The 19,946-nt window shown below is 69.2% G+C and carries 17 protein-coding genes and 1 pseudogene; 9 read left to right on the top strand and 9 right to left on the bottom strand.

Annotated features, from left to right (window positions below):
* Positions 1 to 237 precede the first annotated feature (237 nt).
* Both ndk and ACE3O8_RS08200 read left to right on the top strand, forming a co-directional pair.
* Positions 238 to 660, top strand: a complete 423-nt coding sequence (gene ndk / locus ACE3O8_RS08205) for a nucleoside-diphosphate kinase (protein WP_374388635.1) — start codon at positions 238 to 240, stop codon at positions 658 to 660.
* 49 nt (positions 661 to 709) lie between these two features.
* Positions 710 to 1,084 carry a VOC family protein gene (locus ACE3O8_RS08200; RefSeq protein WP_374388633.1) on the top strand — a complete coding sequence of 125 codons (375 nt, stop codon included), beginning with the start codon at positions 710 to 712 and terminating at the stop codon, positions 1,082 to 1,084.
* Positions 1,085 to 1,087: 3 nt separating this feature from the next.
* Here the strand turns inward: ACE3O8_RS08200 and ACE3O8_RS08195 are convergent, their stop codons facing one another.
* Positions 1,088 to 1,693: an HNH endonuclease gene (locus ACE3O8_RS08195; RefSeq protein WP_374388631.1), complete on the bottom strand. Its 606-nt coding sequence runs from the start codon at positions 1,691 to 1,693 to the stop codon at positions 1,088 to 1,090.
* Positions 1,694 to 1,851: 158 nt separating this feature from the next.
* On the opposite strand from ACE3O8_RS08195, the gene gluQRS reads away from it, so the two are divergent.
* Genes gluQRS through ACE3O8_RS08175 form a run of 4 tightly spaced genes read left to right on the top strand, consistent with a single transcriptional unit; the run spans position 1,852 to position 5,657 of the window.
* A complete protein-coding gene (gene gluQRS, locus ACE3O8_RS08190; protein WP_374388630.1) occupies positions 1,852 to 2,712 on the top strand; it encodes a tRNA glutamyl-Q(34) synthetase GluQRS in 861 nt (286 codons plus the stop codon).
* Between the two features lie 44 nt (positions 2,713 to 2,756).
* Positions 2,757 to 2,969: a twin transmembrane helix small protein gene (locus ACE3O8_RS08185; protein ID WP_374388628.1), complete on the top strand. Its 213-nt coding sequence runs from the start codon at positions 2,757 to 2,759 to the stop codon at positions 2,967 to 2,969.
* A gap of 14 nt (positions 2,970 to 2,983) precedes the next feature.
* Positions 2,984 to 3,556 carry a cob(I)yrinic acid a,c-diamide adenosyltransferase gene (locus ACE3O8_RS08180; protein ID WP_374388626.1) on the top strand — a complete coding sequence of 191 codons (573 nt, stop codon included), beginning with the start codon at positions 2,984 to 2,986 and terminating at the stop codon, positions 3,554 to 3,556.
* Positions 3,557 to 3,599: 43 nt separating this feature from the next.
* Entirely contained in the window at positions 3,600 to 5,657 is a 2,058-nt protein-coding gene (locus ACE3O8_RS08175) for a M13 family metallopeptidase (protein ID WP_374388624.1), read from the top strand.
* 7 nt (positions 5,658 to 5,664) lie between these two features.
* Here ACE3O8_RS08175 and ACE3O8_RS08170 read toward each other — a convergent pair whose 3' ends face one another.
* The 5 genes from ACE3O8_RS08170 to ACE3O8_RS08150 all read right to left on the bottom strand — a co-directional run bounded on the left by ACE3O8_RS08170 (position 5,665) and on the right by ACE3O8_RS08150 (position 11,550).
* Positions 5,665 to 7,143, bottom strand: a complete 1,479-nt coding sequence (locus tag ACE3O8_RS08170; RefSeq protein WP_374388622.1) for a serine protease — start codon at positions 7,141 to 7,143, stop codon at positions 5,665 to 5,667.
* The gene (locus tag ACE3O8_RS08165) at positions 7,125 to 7,724 is read right to left on the bottom strand and encodes a hypothetical protein (RefSeq protein ID WP_374388620.1); all 600 of its coding nucleotides are present in this window, start codon (positions 7,722 to 7,724) and stop codon (positions 7,125 to 7,127) included. The genes ACE3O8_RS08170 and ACE3O8_RS08165 overlap by 19 nt, the downstream gene beginning before the upstream one ends.
* 94 nt (positions 7,725 to 7,818) lie before the next feature.
* Positions 7,819 to 9,114, bottom strand: a complete 1,296-nt coding sequence (locus ACE3O8_RS08160; RefSeq protein ID WP_374388639.1) for an N-succinylarginine dihydrolase — start codon at positions 9,112 to 9,114, stop codon at positions 7,819 to 7,821.
* Positions 9,111 to 10,526, bottom strand: a complete 1,416-nt coding sequence (astD, locus tag ACE3O8_RS08155; protein WP_374388637.1) for a succinylglutamate-semialdehyde dehydrogenase — start codon at positions 10,524 to 10,526, stop codon at positions 9,111 to 9,113. Before astD ends, ACE3O8_RS08160 begins: the two co-directional genes overlap by 4 nt.
* Positions 10,519 to 11,550, bottom strand: a complete 1,032-nt coding sequence (locus ACE3O8_RS08150; protein ID WP_374388618.1) for an arginine N-succinyltransferase — start codon at positions 11,548 to 11,550, stop codon at positions 10,519 to 10,521. The genes astD and ACE3O8_RS08150 overlap by 8 nt, the downstream gene beginning before the upstream one ends.
* Positions 11,551 to 11,630: 80 nt before the next feature.
* Here ACE3O8_RS08150 and ACE3O8_RS08145 point away from each other — a divergent pair, with 80 nt between their 5' ends.
* The gene (locus ACE3O8_RS08145) at positions 11,631 to 12,092 is read left to right on the top strand and encodes an Lrp/AsnC family transcriptional regulator (RefSeq protein ID WP_374388616.1); all 462 of its coding nucleotides are present in this window, start codon (positions 11,631 to 11,633) and stop codon (positions 12,090 to 12,092) included.
* Positions 12,093 to 12,214: 122 nt separating this feature from the next.
* A pseudogene (locus ACE3O8_RS08140) lies at positions 12,215 to 13,228 on the top strand (patatin-like phospholipase family protein); the annotation flags it as partial.
* Positions 13,229 to 13,263: 35 nt separating this feature from the next.
* On the opposite strand, the gene ACE3O8_RS08135 reads toward ACE3O8_RS08140, so the two are convergent.
* The 3 genes from ACE3O8_RS08135 to ACE3O8_RS08125 are packed head-to-tail and all read right to left on the bottom strand — an operon-like array spanning position 13,264 to position 18,528.
* On the bottom strand, positions 13,264 to 14,634 hold the full coding sequence (locus ACE3O8_RS08135; RefSeq protein WP_374388614.1) for a M20/M25/M40 family metallo-hydrolase: 1,371 nt from the start codon (positions 14,632 to 14,634) through the stop codon (positions 13,264 to 13,266).
* 46 nt (positions 14,635 to 14,680) lie between these two features.
* Complete coding sequence (gene mfd / locus ACE3O8_RS08130) at positions 14,681 to 18,259, bottom strand: transcription-repair coupling factor (protein ID WP_374388612.1); 3,579 nt, start codon at positions 18,257 to 18,259, stop codon at positions 14,681 to 14,683.
* Entirely contained in the window at positions 18,259 to 18,528 is a 270-nt protein-coding gene (locus tag ACE3O8_RS08125; protein WP_374388611.1) for a succinate dehydrogenase assembly factor 2, read from the bottom strand. Before ACE3O8_RS08125 ends, mfd begins: the two co-directional genes overlap by 1 nt.
* 85 nt (positions 18,529 to 18,613) lie before the next feature.
* Here ACE3O8_RS08125 and ACE3O8_RS08120 point away from each other — a divergent pair.
* A partial coding sequence (locus ACE3O8_RS08120; RefSeq protein ID WP_374388609.1) for an ATP-dependent DNA helicase RecG occupies positions 18,614 to 19,946 on the top strand: 1,333 nt, incomplete at its 3' end.

The following is a 19,946-nucleotide window of genomic DNA, read 5'->3' as shown; positions in this document are numbered from 1 at the left end:
GTTCGCCACCGGGAATTGTGTGGTCCCTCAGGCGCCGGGCGGCGGGCATCTGCCCGCCTTGGCTTCGCGCCATTGGGCGCGGCGCGCGGTCGCGCTTGCGGCCCTGCGGGCCGGGGGGTCGCTTTTTGGTCCTTCAGGTGCCGGGCGGGCCGGGGGTTGGTGGGCCGGCCTTGTGCGTTGCACCATGCTCGGCTAAAGGCCGCCGCCAATTTCCCCGCAACGCACAGGATATCTGCAATGGCCGTCACCCGGACCTTTTCGATCATCAAGCCCGACGCCACGCGCCGGAACATCACCGGCAAGGTGACGACCATGCTGGAAGAGGCCGGCCTGCGGGTGGTGGCTTCGAAGCGCATCCACATGACGAAGGACCAGGCCGAGGGCTTTTACGGCGTGCACCGCGAGCGCCCCTTCTTTGCCGACCTGGTGGCCTTCATGACCTCTGGCCCGGTGGTGGTTCAGGTGCTGGAAGGCGAGGATGCCGTGGCGCTGAACCGCAAGGTGATGGGCGCGACGAACCCGGCCAACGCCGATGCGGGCACGATTCGCAAGGAACTGGCCGAAAGCATCGAAGCGAATTCGGTGCATGGTTCGGATTCGGAAGAGAATGCCGCGATCGAGATCGCCTTCTTCTTCAAGCCGGAAGAGATTGTCGGCTGAAGCCGGGCGACTTCATGCTATCCTCCGCCCCCTGAAGGCGGAGGGCAGCATGGCGCGCGTCACCGGTTTGGGCGGCTTGTTCTATAAGGTTTCCGACGTGGAGCGCACGCGCGCCTGGTATCGGGAATATCTGGGCATCGGCGGCGAGTGGGGGGCGATGTTCCCCTTCGCGAAAGACAGCGCGCAGGGCTTTTCCCTGCTGTCTCCGTTCAAGGCCGAGACGGACTATTTCGCGCCATCCGACGCGCCCTTCCTGATCAACCTGCGGGTCGATGACCTAGACGGCCTTCTGGGGGACCTGAAGGCAAAGGGGATCGAGATCCTGGGCCGGCAGGACGAGGACTATGGCCGCTTCGCCTGGATCCTGGACTGCGACGGCGTGAAGGTGGAGCTGTGGGAGCAGCTGGGGCCCGCGCCCGACTGACGATCAGGCCTCCAGCTCGGTATCCCAGTATAGGTAATCCCGCCAGGTTTCGTGGCAGTAGTGCGGCGGGAATCCCCGGCCGTTTTCCTGCAGCTGGTGGGCCGTGGGTTGAACCGGCCGCGTGCGGGGCAGCATGTGCGCCTCTGCCGGGGTGCGGCCGCCCTTGCGGAGGTTGCAGGGCGCGCAGGCGGTGGTGACATTCTGCCAGGTGGTGCGGCCGCCATAGGCGCGCGGCACGACATGATCGAAGGTGAGATCATGCGTGGAGCCGCAATATTGGCAGCTGAAGCGATCGCGCAGGAACAGGTTGAAGCGGGTGAAGGCCGGGTTCTGGCTGGGCTTCACATATTGGCGCAGCGCGACAACGCTGGGCAGCCGCATCGAGAAGTTGGGGGAGCGGATTTCCCGTTCATACTGGGCGATCACATCGACCCGTTCGAGGAAGGCGGCCTTCACCGCATCCTGCCAGCACCACAGGCTGAGCGGATAATAGGAGAGTGGGGTGTAATCGGCGTTCAGCACCAGGGCCGGGCAGGCCTGCGGGCTTTGCCAGCGGCCATGATCATGATCGGGACGCCATCGATCCTGGATCACATCGGGATGATACATGGCCGCCGCTCCTCATCTCGCCGGAGCAGGCCCGTCAGCCACCATCCCTATCGCACGTCGGGCAGCCGCTTTCACGCCTGCGCTTCCTGATGCCCCTATACCAGAGGCTGTATGTCTTTGGTATGACAGCACCAGATATTGTTGAGGTCAAGCGCGAGATGCAGGCTGAATATCCGGTTACCCGTTTCGCGCCTTCGCCCAGCGGCCTGTTGCACCTGGGCCACGCCCTGTCGGCCGTGCTTGGCGCGCGGCTGGCGCGGGCAGGGGGCGGCCGCTGGCTGCTGAGACTCGAGGATATCGACACGACGCGCTGCCGCCCGGATTTCGCCGATGCCATCCACGCCGACCTTGGCTGGCTGGGGCTGGTGCCGGATTCGGTGCTGGTGCAGACGACGCGGCGAGATGCGCATGATGCGGCGCTGGCGCGGCTGACGGCGATGGGGCTGACCTATCCCTGTTTCTGCACGCGGGCCGACATCGCCGCCGCCGCGGCAGCCCCGCACGGGGCGCAGGCGGCCTATCCCGGCACCTGCCGGGGGATGGACCGGGCCGAGGCGGCTGCGCGGGCCGGGAGCCGCGACCCGGCGATCCGGCTGGATGTGGAAAAGGCGGCGGCGGTTGCCGGGCCGCTGACATGGATGGAAGCCGGGCAGGGCCGGATGGTGGCCGATCCGCTGGGCGAGGGCGACATCGTTCTGGCCCGCAAGGACATCGGCGTGGGCTATATGCTGGCGGCGGTGGCGGACGACGCCTTCCAGGGGGTGACCGACGTGGTGCGCGGACGCGACCTGATCGAATCGACGCCGGTGCAGCGGCTGCTGCAGGCGCTGCTGGGGCTGCCGGAACCCCGCTATCACCATCACCGGCTGCTGCTGGCGCCCGACGGGCGGCGGCTGGCGAAGCGGGACCGGGCGGAAACGCTGGCGGCGCTGCGCGCGGCGGGGGTGGATGGGCCGGCGCTGGCGGCGCGGCTGGCCGACCTGCCACCGGGCGGCCCGGACTGCGTCTTTCTGCCCTGAAATCCGGGGGTGCGCTTGCCGGCGGGCGCTGATAGGAAGGGGCCATGAACGGCCTTCTCATCGCGCTTATCGTGCTGGCTGCCGGCGCCACCGCCTATGTGCTGATCCGCGGGATCGTCACCATGGCGCAGGGCAAGGACATCAGCGGCCAGCAATCCAACAAATATATGTCCATGCGGGTGGGCTTCCAGGCGCTGACCATCCTGCTGGTGATCCTGCTGCTGGTGATCGGCGGCCGCGGGCTTTCGGGCGGCTGACAGGCGCGGCCGGCATGGTGAAGCTGAACCGGATCTACACGCGCACCGGGGACGACGGCACCACCGGGCTGGTGGACGGCAGCCGTGTCGCCAAGGACTGCCCGCGCGTGGCGGCCTATGGCACGACGGACGAGGCGAACAGCGTGCTGGGGCTGGCGCGGCTGCACGCGGCGGGCGAACAGCTGGCGATGATCGAGCGGATCCAGAACGACCTGTTCGACCTGGGGGCGGACCTTGCGACGCCGGGCGACGACTGGCGCGACGACCAGGCACTGCGCGTGGTGCCGGAGCAGGTGAGCCGGCTGGAAGCCGAGATCGACGCGATGAATGCCGAACTTGCACCGCTGAACAGCTTCATCCTGCCCGGCGGCACGGCGCTTTCGGCCTATCTGCATCTGGCGCGGACGGTGGTGCGCCGGGCCGAGCGGGACGCGGTGCTGGCGCGCGGCGAGGGGCCGGTGAACCCGGTTGCCATCCACTATCTGAACCGGCTGAGCGACCATCTGTTCGTGATGGCCCGGCACGCCAACCGGCCGGCGGCCGGCGGCGGCGGCGACATCCTGTGGGTGCCCGCGAAGAACCGCTGAGACTTCAACTGCCCGCATGAAGGTGGGCCAATCCGGAGACCCCATGATCCAATCTTCCATCCTGCCGCGTATCCTTGCCGCCCTGCTGCTGTCGGCTGCTCCGCTGGCGCTTTCGCCGGTATCCGCCGCGGCGGCCGGTTCGGGTGGCCCCGAACGGGGCACGTTCGGCGTGGATACCAGCGGCATGGACCGCAGCGTGAAGCCCGGCGACGATTTCGTCGCCTTTGCGAACGGCGGCTGGGCCCGGACGGCCGAGATTCCCGCCGACCGCGCTTCGTGGGGCATGTTCGATGTGCTGCGCGAGCTTTCCCTGACCCGCACGCGCGCGATCATGGACGAGGCCGCCGCCAGTTCGCAGGCGACCGGCGGCCTGAAGAAAGTGGGCGATTATCACGCGACCCTGATGGACGAGGCCGGGATCGAGGCGGCGGGGCTGGCCCCGATGAAGCCGGACCTGGACGCGATCGCCGCCATCACGACGCGCAAGCAGCTGTCTGACGCGTTTGCCCGTGCCAACCGGGACGGCGGGCCTTCGCCCTTCCGCATGGGGATTTCGCAGGATCTGAAGGATCCGTCGAAAATGACGGTGAGCCTGGTGCAGTCCGGGTTGGGCATGCCCAACCGCGACTATTACCTGGAGGCCCGCTTCGCCCCGCAGAAGGCGGCCTATGAAGCCCATGTCGCCCGGCTGTTGCAGCTGTCTGGCGTGGCCGAGGCGGACGCGAAGGCCGATGCCGCGCGGATCGTTGCGCTGGAGACGGAGATCGCCCGCACCCACTGGACGAATGTGGAGAACCGGCAGGCGGAGAAGCGCTACAACCCGGTCCCGGCGGCTGCCATGGGCACGGAGTTCCCCGGCGTGGACTGGGCGGCGTTCCGCACGATCACCGGGGTTGCGGGCGAAGCCAGCCTGAACGTGAACCAGCCCCCTGCGCTGAAGGGGATCGCGAAGCTGGTGGAAACGGCGCCTGTCGCGGACTGGCAGGCGTGGATGCGATACCATACGCTGCGCAACGCGGCGCAGCTGCTGCCCAAGGCCTATCGCGACGAGACCTTCGCCTTTTACGGCACCACTTTGTCTGGCACGCCGAAGCAGGAAGAGCGGTGGAAGCAGGCCGTGAACATGACGACCGGCGCGCTGGGCGAAGCCGTGGGCCAGGAATATGTGGCCCGGCATTTCCCGCCGGAGGCCAAGGCGCAGATGGACGAGCTGGTGACGAACATCATCGCCGCCATGGACAAGCGCCTGGCGAATCTGGCCTGGATGGATCCGAAGACGCGGGAGGCGGCGCGCTTCAAGCTTTCGCGCTTCAAGCCGAAGATCGGCTATCCCGACGTGTGGCGGGACTACAGCGCGCTGGAGGTGGTGCGCGGCGATGCGGTGGGCAATGCCCGCCGCGCCTATGCGTTCGAATATGAACGCAACCTCTCCAAGCTGGGCAAGCCCATCGACCGCAGCGAATGGTTCATGACGCCGATGACGGTGAACGCCTATGCGAACCCCACCTGGAACGAGATCGTGTTCCCGGCCGCCATCCTGCAGGCGCCCTTCTTCGACCCGAAGGCCGATCCGGCGGTGAACTATGGCGCGATCGGCGCGGTGATCGGGCACGAGATCACGCACCATTTCGATGACCAGGGCCGCAAATATGATCCGGACGGCAAGCTTTCGGACTGGTGGACGCCGGCCGACGTGGAGCGGTTCACGAAGCTGTCGGACGTGCTGGTGCGGCAGGTGGAGACCTATCAGCCGCTGCCGGGCAAGCCCATCAACGGCAAGCTTTCGCTGGGTGAGAACATCGGCGACATCGCCGGGCTGAACATCGCCTGGGACGCCTATCAGATGAGCCTGAAGGGGAAGAAGGCCCCGGTGATCGACGGCGTGACGGGGCCGCAGCGCTTCTACCTGGGCTTTGCGCAGATCTGGCGCAGCAAGTATCGCGACGCGGCGATGGAGCGGCAGCTGACGGTGGGGCCGCACAGCCCCGGCAACTGGCGGCCGATGACCGTGCGGAACCATGCCCCCTGGTATGAAGCCTTCGGCGTGAAGCCCGGCGACAGGATGTACCTGCCCGAAGAGGAGCGGGTGAACATCTGGTAGCCCGGCGCTAGATCGGCGGGATCGTCGCCAGATGGACGGCGGCGGCCGCCAGCGCCCAATCCCGGAAGGCGGCCCGGAACGGCGCGCACTGCGGCGCGCGCGGGTTCGGGGCGCAGGCCATCGCCATCTGCGTATCCAGCTGCATGTTGTTGCGGATCGCGCTGACGCCCACATAGGTGTTGCCGCGCGTGATGTGGGTGAGGAACACATAATCCGCCTGGAACATGCCGGGCGCGACGGGGAAGTTGCGGGCGGCGCCCTTGCGGTTCGCGAGGAAGCCGTCTGGCCGGGTGACGGGGGCGGCGTAGGTGAAGGCCGGGTCCGGCATGAGGCCGGGGAAGCTTGAGGCCAGCACCTGTTCGAAGGTGACCGATGCGTTCTGGATCTGTGCGGAGGCCGGCAGGCCGCTGCTGTCGTCTGCGCGGACGGCGACGATGTTGAAGCCCACGGTGGGCGACAGGATGGCGATGCAGCCGACCGGGCCGTTCTGAAGCTGGGTGCCGGCGGGCAGCGGGATGGCCGCGCCCGATTCCCGATCGACCCAGACGTCGAACCGGTCGCCGCCGGTTTCGTCCAGTGAAGCGCCGATCGTGCCGAGCAGCTGTTGCAGGCCGCGCTGGTCGTCGCTGTCCTGCGAGAGGACGGAGAGCGGCACGGTGCGGGCGAGCGAGAGGGTGAAGCTGCCGCAGGCCTGCTGGCGGACGTTCGCCTGCGGGGCCTGATCTGCGAAGACCAGCCCCGTCGGGCGGGCGAGCGCGGCCACCGCGGTGATTTGCGGCTGCTGCTGAAGCGACACGAGATAGCGGGTGCGCACCGCCCAGACGAGGCCGCCCGCGCCGTTCTGGAGGCCGCCCGAGCCGATGGCGACCACCCGGCCATCATGCGCGATGAGGGGCGCGCCGGAATGTCCGCTGAGAAGATTGCCGTCGAGCCGGAGGATTTCCGTGGCGAGCGACAGCGCGCCGGACGCCTGCAACTGCTGCTGGAAGCTGAGCGGCAGCATGTCGCGCAGCCTTGCGCCGGGCGGCGCGTTGGCGGCCGTGATCGTGAGCAGTTTGTCATCCGGCGTGGGGGCGCCCAGCGCATAGCCGACCGCCGCGACCTGCGAATGGATGGGCGGGATGGCATCCCCGATGCGAACGGGCTGCCGGCCGCTGGCGGCGGAAAGGCGCAGCAGCACGAGATCATGGCTGGCGAGCTCGCGTTCGGGCCGGGCGGTGAAGCTGGGGCCGCCGGGGAACTGGACGCGGACATTGGAACAGCCCGCCACCACATGCCGGGCGGTGACCATGCGCGTGGAATCCGGCCAGACGAATGCGGTGCCGGTTCGCGCGCCGCTGCCGGCGCAGCCGTTGGCAATCACCTGCGCGACATCCCTGAGCGCGGCCTGGACCAGCTGCGGCGAGGGGGACTGGGCATGGCCTGCCTGTGCGGCAAGCAGGGCGGCCAGCGCGAGCGTGGCGCGGATCAGTCGCGCGGCCGGCATGCAAGCCCCCAGGCGGCGTCTGCGAGGGCGGCGCCTTCGGCCGGGCCGAGAGCGGCGGCTGCGGCCCCCACGGCGGCCCAGTCCGCGCCCGTCTGGCGCATCGCCTCGATCCGGTCGGCGGGCTGATCGAAGCGGTCTGCGGCGAGCGCGCCGCAATTGGGATCGGCCTTGTCGGAGAACAGGATGCCGGATCCGGGGACCGGTGCTTCGGGCGCGCTCTGGCCCTTCAGCGACCCGGTGAGGAGGCCGAGATGTTCATAGAGGGCGAGGTCATGGGCCAGCGGATCTGCATAGCCGGCGGCCTGATAGGCCCCGACGCGCTGGGAGATGGAGGGCTGGAGCCAGCCGCCGGTGCGCGCGAGGACGCCAAGGATCAGGAAGAGGAGCATGCCCGCGCCGAAGCCGGCGACGCGGGCGGCCGAGGCGTTGGCCTTCAGCGGCCCGGCCGAGCCCTGGAGGCCGAAGAAGGCGACGAGGAGCGCGACAAGCGCCGTGACGACGGCCGCGACGACGGGAACCGATGACAACCCCACCAGCGCGCCGACGAGCGCCCCGAGTGCGAGCCCTGCCGCGAGATCCATGTGCCTGTTCCCCTGCCGTTCCATGTGGGCGGCCCCGGGCGGAAGTCTGCCATCGGGCGGCCCCGTCTGGCAACAGGGGCGGGCAATGGGGGCGTCAGAGCCCCAGTTCGGCGGGGGCGATGCCCAGTTCCGTCAGCAGCGCCTGATGCGCGGCGTGGCACTGGCGCCAGAGATCCGGGAGCGCGAGATCGGCCGGCGCGATCGCCTGCGGCCACCATTGTTCGACGAGGCGTTCGAGCCGGTCGAGCCGGGCTTCATCCAGCAGGAAACGCGGGTCGACCGCGGCAAGCGCCTCGGCCGACAGGGGCACGCGCAGGCGCAGGCAGGCGGGGCCGCCGCCGTTTCGCATGCTTTCCCTGAGATCCATCACATGCAGATGGTTGATCGGGTTGGCGGCATCCTGTTTCACGCGTTGAAGCCAGCGCCAGACGCTTGCCGTTTCCTCGGCCTCTTTCGGCAGGATCAGGGCCGTTTCGCCCTTGCCGACGCTGACGAGCGCGGCGTTGAACACATAGGAGGCGATGGCGTCGGCCAGCGGCACGTCTGCGGCCGGAGCTTCCACCAGCATGAAGCCGGGCACCCGGGCCTGCAGCGCCGCGATGGCGCTGTCGCGATCCTGGAAGGCCTGTTCATGGGCGAACAGCACCTGTTCGTTGCTGACGGCGACCACATCATTGTGGAAGGCGCCGGCCTGGATGGCGGCGTCGGCCTGTTCGAGGAACAGGGCCTGCTTCACGCCATGGCTGCGGGCAACGGCCTGGCTGGCGCGGACATGCTGCCGCGCGGGAAATGCGCCGCCCCGGTTGCGGCCATAGACAAAGGCTTCGACGCCTTCGCCTTCGTGGCCCGCGCAGAAGCGCATGTGGTTTGCCGCGCCTTCATCCCCGAAGCCGGGCGGCACCGGCCAGTGGACGGCGAAATGCCGCTCGTCCGCGAAGGCGAGCTTCAGCTGGGCCATGGTTTCCGGCCATTCCTGGCTGCGGTGCGGCATGGTGACGAGGTTGGAGACGGTGAAATGGGTGCGGCCGTCGGCAGTGTCTGCGGCCGGGCTGACGGTGGCGGCGTTCGCCGTCCACATGCTGCTGGCGGAAAAGGCGGCAGCCAGCAGCTGCGGATCCTCTGCGGCGCAATCGGCCAGAACGCGGGCATCTTCGCCCTCGTAGCCGAGGCTGCGCAGGAAGCGGGTGTTGGGCCGCCGATGCGGGGGCAGCAGGCCCTGCGGCACGCCCAGCGAAACGAGCAGCCGCATCTTGGAGAGGCCCTGAAGCGCGGCGCTGCGCGGGGCGCTGACCGCCCCGGCGTTGCGTTCCGCCGCGAGGTTGCCGAGGCTGAGGCCGGCATAATTGTGGCTGGGGCCGACGAGGCCGTCGAGATTGAGTTCGGGCATCAGCGGACCCCCATCGGCCTGGCGATGAACGGCGTTTCCGCCTCTACGCTGGCGACGGGCCAGGCGCAGTAGTCGGCGGCATAATAGGCGCTGGGGCGGTGGTTGCCCGACAGGCCGACGCCGCCGAACGGGGCGTTGGAGGCGGCCCCGTTGGTGGGGCGGTTCCAGTTGACGACGCCCGCCCGGCTGCCGGCCCAGAAGCGATCATAGAGGGCGCGATCCCCACCGAGCAGGGCAGCGGACAGGCCGAAGCGGGTGGCGTTCGCCGCAGCCATGGCGCGTTCGAAGGTCTTCACCCGGATCACCTGCAGGAAGGGGCCGAACAGCTCGTCATCGGGCACGGACAGGCCGGTGACATCGACAAGGCCGGGGGTGAGGAAGGGCAGGCCTTCCTTCAGCCGCAGCAGCGGGCGGATCGTCTTGCCGTGGATGGCGCCGGCGCGGTCCAGCAGCCCGTCTGCCGCCTGGTTGGAGATGACGCAGCCCATGAAGGGCTGCGGCTCTGCGAAGGGCTGGTCGATGACGAGGCCGTCGGCCAGCGCCACGATTGCATCCATCAGCCTGTCCTGTGTGCCGTCTTCGATGATGAGGCGGCGGGCGCAGGTGCAGCGCTGCCCGGCGGACAGGAAGGCGGACTGGACGATGACGAGGGCGGCGGCCTCCACATCGGCATCGGCCAGATCCCAGGCGACCAGCGGGTTGTTGCCGCCCATCTCAAGCGCGAGGATGCGGTGCGGGGTTTCCGCGAACTGGCGTGCAAGTGCCGCGCCGGTGGGGGCGGAGCCGGTGAAGAGCAGGCCATCCGTATCGGCAGCCGCCAGCGCCCGGCCGGTGGCGCCCGAGCCCTGGACGACGGTGAGGACGCCATCGGGGAGGCCCGCCCTTGCCCAGAGCCCGGCCATGAAGGCGCCCGTCGCCGGGGTCAGTTCGCTGGGCTTGAAGACGATGGCGTTGCCCGCGATCAGCGCGGGGACGAGGTGGCCGTTGGGCAGATGGGCCGGGAAATTATAAGGCCCCAGCACCGCCAGCACGCCGTGCGGCTTGTGCCTAAGCGCCTGCCGCGCGCCGGCCGGGTCTGCCTGGAAGGGGGCTTCGCGATTGCCGGTGCGCTCGGCATGGGCGGTGATGGAAATTTCCACCTTGGCGGCGACGCTGCCGACTTCCGTTCGGGCCTCCCACAGGGGCTTGCCCGTTTCCGCCGCGATCAGGCGGGCGAACGCATCCGCCTCTGCCTCCACCACGGCCTTGAAGGCACGGACAACGGCGATCCGGGCCTCTGGGCCGGCGGCGAACCAGCCGGGCTGCGCGGCGCGGGCGCGAGCGACGGCGGCGGCGACATCGGCCCCGGATGCGACGGGGCCTTCCCACAGGAGGCTGCCTTCATGGGGGCGGGTGCTTTGAAGGGTTTCAGAAATGCGCATGCAACACCTCGTCGCCGGACTGGAACGGCCCTTCGGCGCCGGCGAGCAGCTCGCCGTCGTCGGACATGCGCAGCGGCAGGGCGGCGCAGCGGAACTGCTTCAGTTGCCCGCCGGCGACCAGCCGGACGGCGCCGCCATGGCCGTTGGCGATACCTGTCACGCGGGCGGGAACGGCTTCACGCACGGTGCGGATGTCCGCGAGGCGGGTATCCAGCGTGGGGCCGCCATCGAAGATGTCGACATAGCCGTGGAAGGCGAAGCCCTCGGCTTCCAGCATGCGCATGGCCGCTTGGCCCTGTTCGTGCGGCTGGCCCAGCGCTTCGCGTGCCTCATCCGGGAGCATCGCCACATAGACGGGATATTTGGGCATCAGATCCGCGATGAACTGGTTGCCCTGCACGGCGTTGAAGGCGTCTGCCTCCTGGAAGCCCATGCCGAAGAACTTGCCGGCGAGGCCATCCCAGAAGGGGGCGCTGCCGTCGGGGCGCATGCGGCCGCGCAGCTCGGCCAGAACCCTGTCTCCGAAGCGGGGACGGTGAAGGGCGAGGAACAGGTAGCGGCTGCGGGCGAGCAGGCGGCCGAGGCCGCCCGTGCGCAGATCCGGGTGCAGGAACAGGCCGCCAACCTCGCTGGCGCCTTCGAAATCATTCACCAGGTGCAGCACCTGGGTGCGGAAAGTGCGCCCAAGCTCTTTCGAGTGCATGGAAAGGGTGGTGAGTTTGTAGGAATAGAAGGGCCAGCGCACGCCGACCCGGCTGAACAGGCAGGCCGTGCCGCCGATGCGGCCCGTGGGCGCATGTTCGAGGACGAGGAGGTAGTTTTCATCCTGCGGCTCGGTGAGAAGGGCGGCATAGCTTGCCTCTGACCGCTCGATGCGTTCGGCGAGCGCGGCGCGGTCATTGGGCAGGTTGGTGAAGCCACCGCCCGTCAGTTCGGCGAGCGCCTTCAGGCCGCACAGGTCCGAAGGCCCGGCCGGACGGACGCGCCATTCGGAAAGATTCACTGCTGCTGTCGCCATGCCCCTTCTTGCCCGAGGGGGCGGAACCGGGGTAACGAAAGAATGCGGTGGAAACCGAATTTTCTGCGGCGGAGACACAAGTGGACAGCATTGACCGGATCGACCGCAAGATTCTGGCTGTTCTGCAGCGGGATGGCCGAATCACCAACGCCGCGCTGGCCGAGGAGGTGGCGCTGTCGCCCAGCGCCTGCCTGGCACGGGTGCGGCGGCTGGAGCAGATCGGGATCATCACCGGCTATCGGGCCGACATCGCGGTGGAGAAGCTGCGCGCGGCGCTGCTGATCTATGGCGAGGTGACATTGAAGCGGCATCTGCCGGAGGATTTCCGGGCGCTGGAGGCGATGTTCGCGGCCGATCCACGCGTGCTGGAGGCGGCCGAGATTTCGGGCAAGAGCGATTATCTGGTGAAGGTGATCGTGACCGACATGGCCGAATGGCGCGACCTGACAGCGGACTGGACCGCCGGGCCCTGGCAGATCGAGCGGGTGTCGAGCAGCGTGGCCATGCACCGGACCAAGGCCTTTTCGGGCTATCCGCTCTAGCCGCTGCCGCCGGGTGCGTTGGCCTCTTTTGCTGCACCTGCTAAGGAGGCGGCTTCGGCAAGGGGGCATGCCATGGGAGATGACGGAACACGGAAGCTGAACCTGGCGTTGCAGGGGGCGGGGCGCATGGCGCCTTTACCTGGGGCGTGCTGGACCGGCTGCTGGAGGAGCCGGAGCTGGCGTTCACGGCGATTTCCGGCACTTCGGCCGGGGCGATGAACGCGGTGGTGATGGCCGAAGGGCTTGTGGAAGGCGGCAGGGAACAGGCGCGGGCCCAGCTGGAACAGTTCTGGCTGGGGATCGCCGATGCGGCGGACCGGATGAACCCGCTGCGCAACTGGCCCTGGTACAAGATGATCGAGCCGGTCATCTTCGAAGCCTCCATGGCGGCGAGCCGGATGTTCAGCCCCTATGATGTTTCCGCGACAGACAATAACCCGCTGCGCGCGGCGCTGCTGGAGCTGATCGACTTCGAGAAGGTCCGCCGCCAGCGCCGCATCAAGCTGTTCATCAACACCACCCATGTGGCGACGGGGGGCCTGCGTTGCTGGCGGGAGCATGAGCTGACGGTGGAGATGGTGCTGGCGTCGGCCTGCCTGCCATCCCTGTTCCAGACGCCGATGATCGACGGTGAAGGTTATTGGGACGGCGGCTATATCGCCAACCCGGCGATCGAGCCGATGACGCGCGCGACCGACGCCGACGATGTGCTGATCGTGCAGCTGAACCCCATCGTGCGCACCGAGCTGCCGAGGAAGGCGGCCGATATCCTGGACCGCCTGTCGGAAATCAGCTTCAACGCCAGCCTGATCACCGAGCTGCGCTTCATCGCCGAGCGCAACCGGCTGATCAACGCGGGCGAACTTTCCGCGGACCGGCACCGCAAGACCCACCTGCACATGATCCATGGCGACCGCGCGCTGGGCGAACTGCCGCCGTCGTCCAAGCTGCTGGCGGACCGGCACTTCCTGCTGAGCCTGCGCGACAAGGGTCGCGAGGCGGCGAGCGAGTGGATCGAACGCCACCTGGACAAGGTGGGGGACCGTTCCAGCTTCAACTACAACCGGCTGGTGAGCCAGCTGACGCAGGACAGCGACGAACAGCCCGATCCGCGTGTGCTGCGGGAAGATGGGTAGGGGGACGGAAGGGGCTCCGGTGGGCGGAGAGCGCCCTACTTCCCGCCCGACAGCGCCTTTGCCAGCAGGTAATAGTGATCCAGCCCGGCGTTGAATTCTCCGACGGGCACGCGTTCGTCGATGCCGTGGTAATTGTAATCGCTGCCCTCGGTTTCGACGAGCGGGCCGACGCCGATGGTGGGGATGCCTGCGTTGCGGAAGAAAAGGCCGTCCGTCGCGCCGGCTTCGATATAGGGGGTGAGGCGGGTGCCGGGCGGCAGCTGTTTCGCCAGCGCGGCGCGGACTTCGGGCGGCGTATCCGACAGCGGGCCTTCCATCGGGTTGCCCAGCGGACTGATTTCCAGCTTGTCGTCTCCGGCGACGCGGGCGAGCGTGGCGCGGGTTTCGGCCACCGTCTCGCCGGGGAAGATGCGGCAGTTCACGGTGGCCGTCGCGTCGGTTGCGAGGGCGTTTTCCACGATCCCCCCGCGGAGCATGGTGGCGACGCAGGTGGTGCGCATTTCCGGGAAGGCGGCCGGATCGATGGCGGCGATGGAGTCGGCCGTCTGCTGGGACGGGCTGGCGATGAAGGCCGCGACGGCCGATTTCATCGGGTCCTGAAGGCCGGGCAGCTGCGCCTGCAGCCCTTGCAGCACCACCGGGTGCCAGTGCGCGGGGAAGCGGTGCCCTTCCAGCCGCGTGAGGGCGCGGGCCAGCGCGTAGATGGCGTTGTCTGCCCGGGGGCGCGAGGAATGGCCGCCCGGGTTGCGCATGGTCAGATCGAAGCTGGCGTAGGTTTTTTCGCCCACCTGGATGGCATAGCTGGTGCTGCCGTCCGCGCCCCGGAAGCCGCCGCCGGCATCCGAGTTCAGCGCATAGGCGGCCCCTTTCAGGCGCTCAGCCAGCGCCCGGGCGGAGGCGCCGCCCACTTCCTCGTCTCCGCTGAACACCAGGATTAGATCGCGGTTCGGCACGAAGCCTTCGCGTTTCAGGCGGATGAAGGCCTGCGCCTGTGTCAGCAGCCCATATTTGTTGTCGACGGTGCCGCGGCCATGGAGCGCGCCATCCCGTTCGGTGAGCGTGTAGGGGTCGCTTTTCCACTGTTCGGCCTTCGCGCCGACGACATCCATGTGGGAGGGGAAGAGGATCGGCGGCTTTTTGCTTTTGCCGCGCAGCGTGACGATCAGGCCGGGGTGGCCGCCGGCGTCGACGATCTCGACGTCGCCGGGGCTGAAGCCGGCCTTGCGGAACTCGCCTGCCAGATAGTCGGCCAGCTGCCCCACGGCGGGCGAGCCCGCGACGGAGGGGTAGGAGATGATCTTCGCGAACATCTCCCGCGCTTCGGCCTGCACGGCGGCGGACGGCTGGGCCTGGGCGGGGATGGCTGCGGCGAGCAGGGCGAGGGCGGCGATCGCGGGGGTTTTCATGGGGCGGATGGTGGACCGTGCGTGGTCGGCCGGCAAGGGCGCCGGTTCAGCGCCGCTTGCTCTTGAACACGCCGGGGATCGCGGGGCGCTGGATGGGGGTGGGCTTCACCGGCTCAGGCTTTGCCTCCACGCTGCGGAGTGCGGCCTGCGCCAGCCCGCGCGCCAGCGCCACGGCGCCGGCCAGCCGGGCGTCGCCGTTGCCGAAATCGCGGGCTAGGAACAGCTTCTGATCCGGCCTGAGTTTCGCCTGCCCCTTCAGGCGCTGGATCCATTCCACGAGGCCTGCCGGATTGGGGAACTGATCGTTCACGAAGGTGACGAGCGCACCCTTCGGCCCCACCTCGATCTTCTGCACATGCGCCTTCCTGGCGGCGTTCCTTGCCTCCACGATCTTCAGCAGGTTGGCGGCGCCTTCGGGCAGCGGGCCGAAGCGGTCGATCATTTCTGCCGCAAACGCCTCGATCCCGGCCTTGTCCGACAGGTCTGCCGCGCGGCGGTAGAGCGCCATCCTGAGCGCCAGATCGGGGACATAATCCTCGGGGATCATCACCGGCGCATCGACGGAGATGGTGGGCGACGTCGGGTCTTCGGGTGGGCGCAGGCCGCGCGCCTCGGCCTTGGCGGCGACGATCGCCTCTTCCAGCATCGACTGGTAAAGTTCGAAGCCCACCTCGCGGATATGGCCCGATTGCTCGTCGCCCAGCAGGTTGCCGGCGCCGCGCTGGTCGAGATCGTGGCTCGCGAGTTCGAAGCCCGCGCCCAGCGAATCGAGGCTCGCCAGCACCTGCAGCCGCTTTTCGGCGGCCGCCGTCAGCGTGCCGTCCGATGCGGTCGTCAGCAGGGCATAGGCGCGGCGCTTGGCGCGCCCCACGCGGCCGCGCAACTGGTAGAGCTGGGCGAGGCCGAACATGTCGGCGCGGTGGATGATGAGGGTGTTGGCGTTTGGAATGTCGATGCCGGATTCGACGATCGTGGTGGAGACCAGCACATCGAAGCGCTGATCGGTGAAGGCCGTCATCCGGTCTTCGATCTCGCCCGCCGCCATCTGCCCGTGCGCCGTCACGTAGCGCACTTCGGGCACCTCCTCGCGCAGGAAGGCCTCGATATCGGGCAGGTCGGAAATGCGGGGGACGACGAGGAAGCTCTGCCCGCCGCGATAATGTTCGCGCAGCAGCGCTTCGCGCACGACCACCGGATCCCAGGGCGAAACCGTGGTGCGCACGGCAAGGCGATCGACGGGCGGCGTGGCGATGACGGAGAGCTCGCGGATGCCGCTGAGCGCCATCTGCAGGGTGCGCGGGATGGGCGTGGCCGTCAGCGTCAGCACATGCACATCGTGCCTCAGCGCCTTCAGCCGTTCCTTGTGGGTGACGCCGAAGCGCTGTTCCTCGTCGACGATGACGAGCCCGAGGCGCTTGAACTCCACCCCCTTGGCGAGGATCGCGTGGGTGCCGACGACGATGTCGACGCTGCCGTCGGCCAGCCCCTCACGTGTGGCCTTGGCTTCGGCCGCGGGCACGAGGCGGGAGAGCGCGCCCACCTTCAGGCCGGTTTCGGCAAAGCGCTCGCGGAAGGTGGCGGCATGCTGGCGCGCCAGCAGGGTGGTGGGGCACACCACCGCCACCTGCGAGCCGTTGGAGGCGGCGACATAGGCGGCGCGCAGCGCCACCTCTGTCTTGCCGAAGCCGACGTCGCCGCAGATCAGCCGGTCCATCGGGCGGCCCGCGCCCAGATCCTCGATCACGTCGGCCGTCGCCTTCAGCTGGTCGTCGGTCTCGGCCCAGGGGAATTTGTCGAGGAAGGCGGCATAGCCCTGCGCGTCCAGCTCGAAGGCGTCGGCTTCGCGGGTGGCGCGAAGGGCTGCCGTCTTCAGCAGCTCGTGCGCGATTTCGCGGATGCGCTCCTTCATGCGCGCCTTGCGCTGCTGCCAGCCGGTGCCGCCCAGCCTGTCGAGCGTCACGCCCTCATTCTCGCTGCCATAGCGGGAGAGGACGTCGAGATTCTCGGCCGGCACATAGAGCTTGTCGCCGCCCGCATATTCGAGCGCGACGGTGTCGTGCGCGGCGCCGGAGACGGTGATGGGGACGAGGCCGATGTAGCGGCCGATGCCATGATCCTGGTGAACGACGAGTTCGCCGGCTTCCAGCGTCTGCAGGTCCTTCAGGAAGGCGTCGGCCTTGCGGGCGGAGCGGCGGCGGACGAGCCGGTCGCCCAGCATGTCCTGCTCGGTCCAGATCTCTGCGTCTGCATGGCGGAAGCCGCTGTCGAGGCCGAGGACGATGATGGGGACGGCGCCCTTCGCGGCCATCCCCAGCGCATCCTGCCAGCCGGCGGCGGGCAGCAGCGATTTCGCACCCTGTTCCTTCAGCAGGCCGGACAGACGTTCCCGCGAGCCTTCGGAATAGGCGGCGAGGACGGGCTTGCGGCTGTCTGCCCGGGCGGCTTCGATCCGCTCTGCGATGGCCTTGTACACGGGCGGGCCACCGGCGGCCGCAGCCACGCGCGCGGGCGCGAAATCGATCGCGGGAAGGCCGCCGAGATCGAGCCCGTCATCCGATGGCAGGGGCGTGGTGGCGTGGGCGCGGGCGATATGGCCGGCCCATTCGTCTGGCGAGAGATAGAGCGCCTCGGGCGGAAGCGGGCGGTAGATCGCGGCGCCCAGCTTGGCCTTGCCCTTGGGCGGGGATTTCAGCGCTTCCACCCGGTTCTGGTGGTAATCCGCGATGGCTTCGAAGCGGGCGTCTGCCGCGGCCTGGGCGCCGCTGTCGGTGACGAGGATGTCCGTTGGCGCCAGCCAGTCCCACAGGGTGACCATGGCCGGTTCGAACAGCGGCAGGAAATGATCGAGCCCGGCCGCGCGCCGGCCTTCGCTGGCGGCCTGATACAGCGGATCCGATGTCGCACCCGCGCCGAAGCGTTCCAGCCAGCCGGCGCGGAAGGCCCTGATGCGGGCCTCATCCAGCAGCAGCTCGGAAACCGGCAACAGGGTGAAGCCGGCCGACTTTCCGATGGTGAGCTGGGTGAGGGGATCGATGGTGCGGATGACGTCTACTTCGTCGCCGAAGAAATCGAGCCTGACGCCGCCGCCCGCGCCGGGGGGGATCAGATCGACGAGGCCGCCGCGCACGGCGAAATCGCCGGCGTCGGCCACGCTGTCCACCCGGGAATAGCCCGCGCGCAGGAGGGTTGCGACGAGGTCGTCGCGGCCGATGCGGGCGCCGGGCCGGATTTCCAGCGTGGCGCCGGCGACGACATCCCTGGGCAGAAGCCGCTGGCTGGCGGCGCTGACGGTGGTGACCAGCAGTTCCGGCCCGGCGGGCGCCTTCGCCAGCGCGGCGAGGCCGGCCAGCCGTTCGGCCAGGTTGCGCTGGCCGGGGCTGGCGCGATCATAGGGCAGGCAATCCCAGCCCGGCAGCCAGATGGGGGTGACATCGGGCGCGAAGAAGGGCGCGGCTTCCACCACGGCGCGACCGGCCGCTTCATCGGCCGCGATCAGCACGGCGCGACGGCCATCAAGGCCGCCGGCGCGGGCGAGGCCCGCCATCAGCAGCGGCAGCAGCCCGGCGGGCGCGCCGGTGAGGCGAAGGGCGCGGGCGGACCGCGCGATCTCGTCAATGGGGAGCATCAGCGCGGCGCCAGCTTCAGATAATCCTTGGCGGCAAGGCGCTGCATCCATTCGCCCGCCAGCCGTTCGGGGGGCTGCGTGGTGCCGAAGGCCCAGGCGAGGATGTCCACATCCTGTTCTTCGAGCAGGGCTTCGAACCAGCGGCGGCCGTCTTCGCCAAGCTCGTCGATCCAGCGATCGGCGAAGCCGCCGACCAGCATGTCGGCTTCCTTGGTGCCGCGATGATGCGCCCGCCACAGGGTGCGCTTGCGCCAGGCTTCGCCGTCCATATCCGCTCCCAGATTCGCTGCACGCCAGAATGGGCGGCACGCACAAATTGCGGGCCGCCTGAAGGGTTGCTACCCCCGCCTAACGATGCGCCCCGACCTGCTCAACCCCTTGTTTGCCGAGATCGCCGCCCTGCCGGGCGTGGGGCCTGCCGCTGCGCGCGCGCTGGAGCGGCTGGAGATCGGCCGGGTGAAGGACCTGCTGTTCCACTTCCCCGTCGGCTGGCGGGAGACGCGCAACGCCGACAGCCTGGCCGGCGCGCGGGAGGGGGAGCGACTCGCGGTTGCGGTGCGGGTGACGGCGCACGAGCCGGCGCGGGGGCGGGGGCCGTTCCGCATCCTGGCGGACGATGCTTCGGGAACCGGGCTGTTGCTGGCCTTCTTCGGGCCGAAGGGGGCGGCGCTGGCCGCGCGCTTTCCGGTGGGCGCGGAGCTGGTGGTGGCGGGGCGGCTGGAGCTGTGGAACGGGCGGTTCCAGATCATCCACCCCGAATTGCGCAAGCCCGGTGCGGCGGAGATGGAGCCCGTCTATCCGTTGACGGAGGGGCTGAATTCGAAGCGCATCGCGATGCTGGCGCAGGCCGCGCTGGAGCGGACGCCGGCGCTTGCGGAATGGGTGGAGCCGGGCCTGCTGGCGCAGCGGCGCTGGCCGGATTTCGCCGGGGCGCTGCGGCAGGTGCATGGGCGGGCGGACAGCCAGGCGGCGCGCGACCGGCTGGCCTATGACGAGCTGCTGGCGACGCAACTGGCCTGGGCGCTGGTGCGGGCGCGCCGGCGGCGGCAGCGCGGCCAGCCGCTGGCGGGCACCGGCCGGCTGACGGAGGCGCTGTTGCGGCAGTTGCCCTGGCCGCTGACGGGCGCGCAGCGCCACGCCGTTTCCGAGATCGCGGGCGATATGGCGGCCCCCCATGCCATGCTGCGGCTGCTGCAGGGCGATGTGGGTGCGGGCAAGACGCTGGTGGCGCTGATGGCGTTGCTGATCGCCGTGGAGGCGGGGGCGCAGGGTACGCTGCTGGCCCCGACGGACCTGCTGGCGCGGCAGCATCATGCCACGCTGCAGAAGATGCTGGGCGATCTTCCGGTGCGGCTGGGGTTCCTTTCCGGCCGGGAAAAGGGCCGGGCGCGCGAGGCCGTTCTGGCGGCGCTGGCGGTGGGCGAGATCGACATTCTGGTGGGAACGCATGCGATCTTTTCCGGCAGCGTGCAGTACCGGCGGCTCGGTCTCGCGGTGGTGGATGAACAGCATCGCTTCGGCGTGGCGCAGCGGATGATGCTGGCGGAAAAGGCCGATGTGCCGCCGCACCTGCTGGTGATGACGGCGACCCCCATCCCGCGCACGCTGGCGCTGGCGCAGTTCGGCGAAATGGATGTGTCGAAGCTGGATGAACGCCCGCCCGGCCGCCAGCCGGTCGAGACGCGGG

Origin of the sequence: Sandaracinobacter sp. (assembly GCF_041909755.1) — a bacterium.
Taxonomy (GTDB): domain Bacteria; phylum Pseudomonadota; class Alphaproteobacteria; order Sphingomonadales; family Sphingomonadaceae; genus Sandaracinobacteroides.
This window is presented reverse-complemented; position numbering and strand designations above follow the sequence as displayed.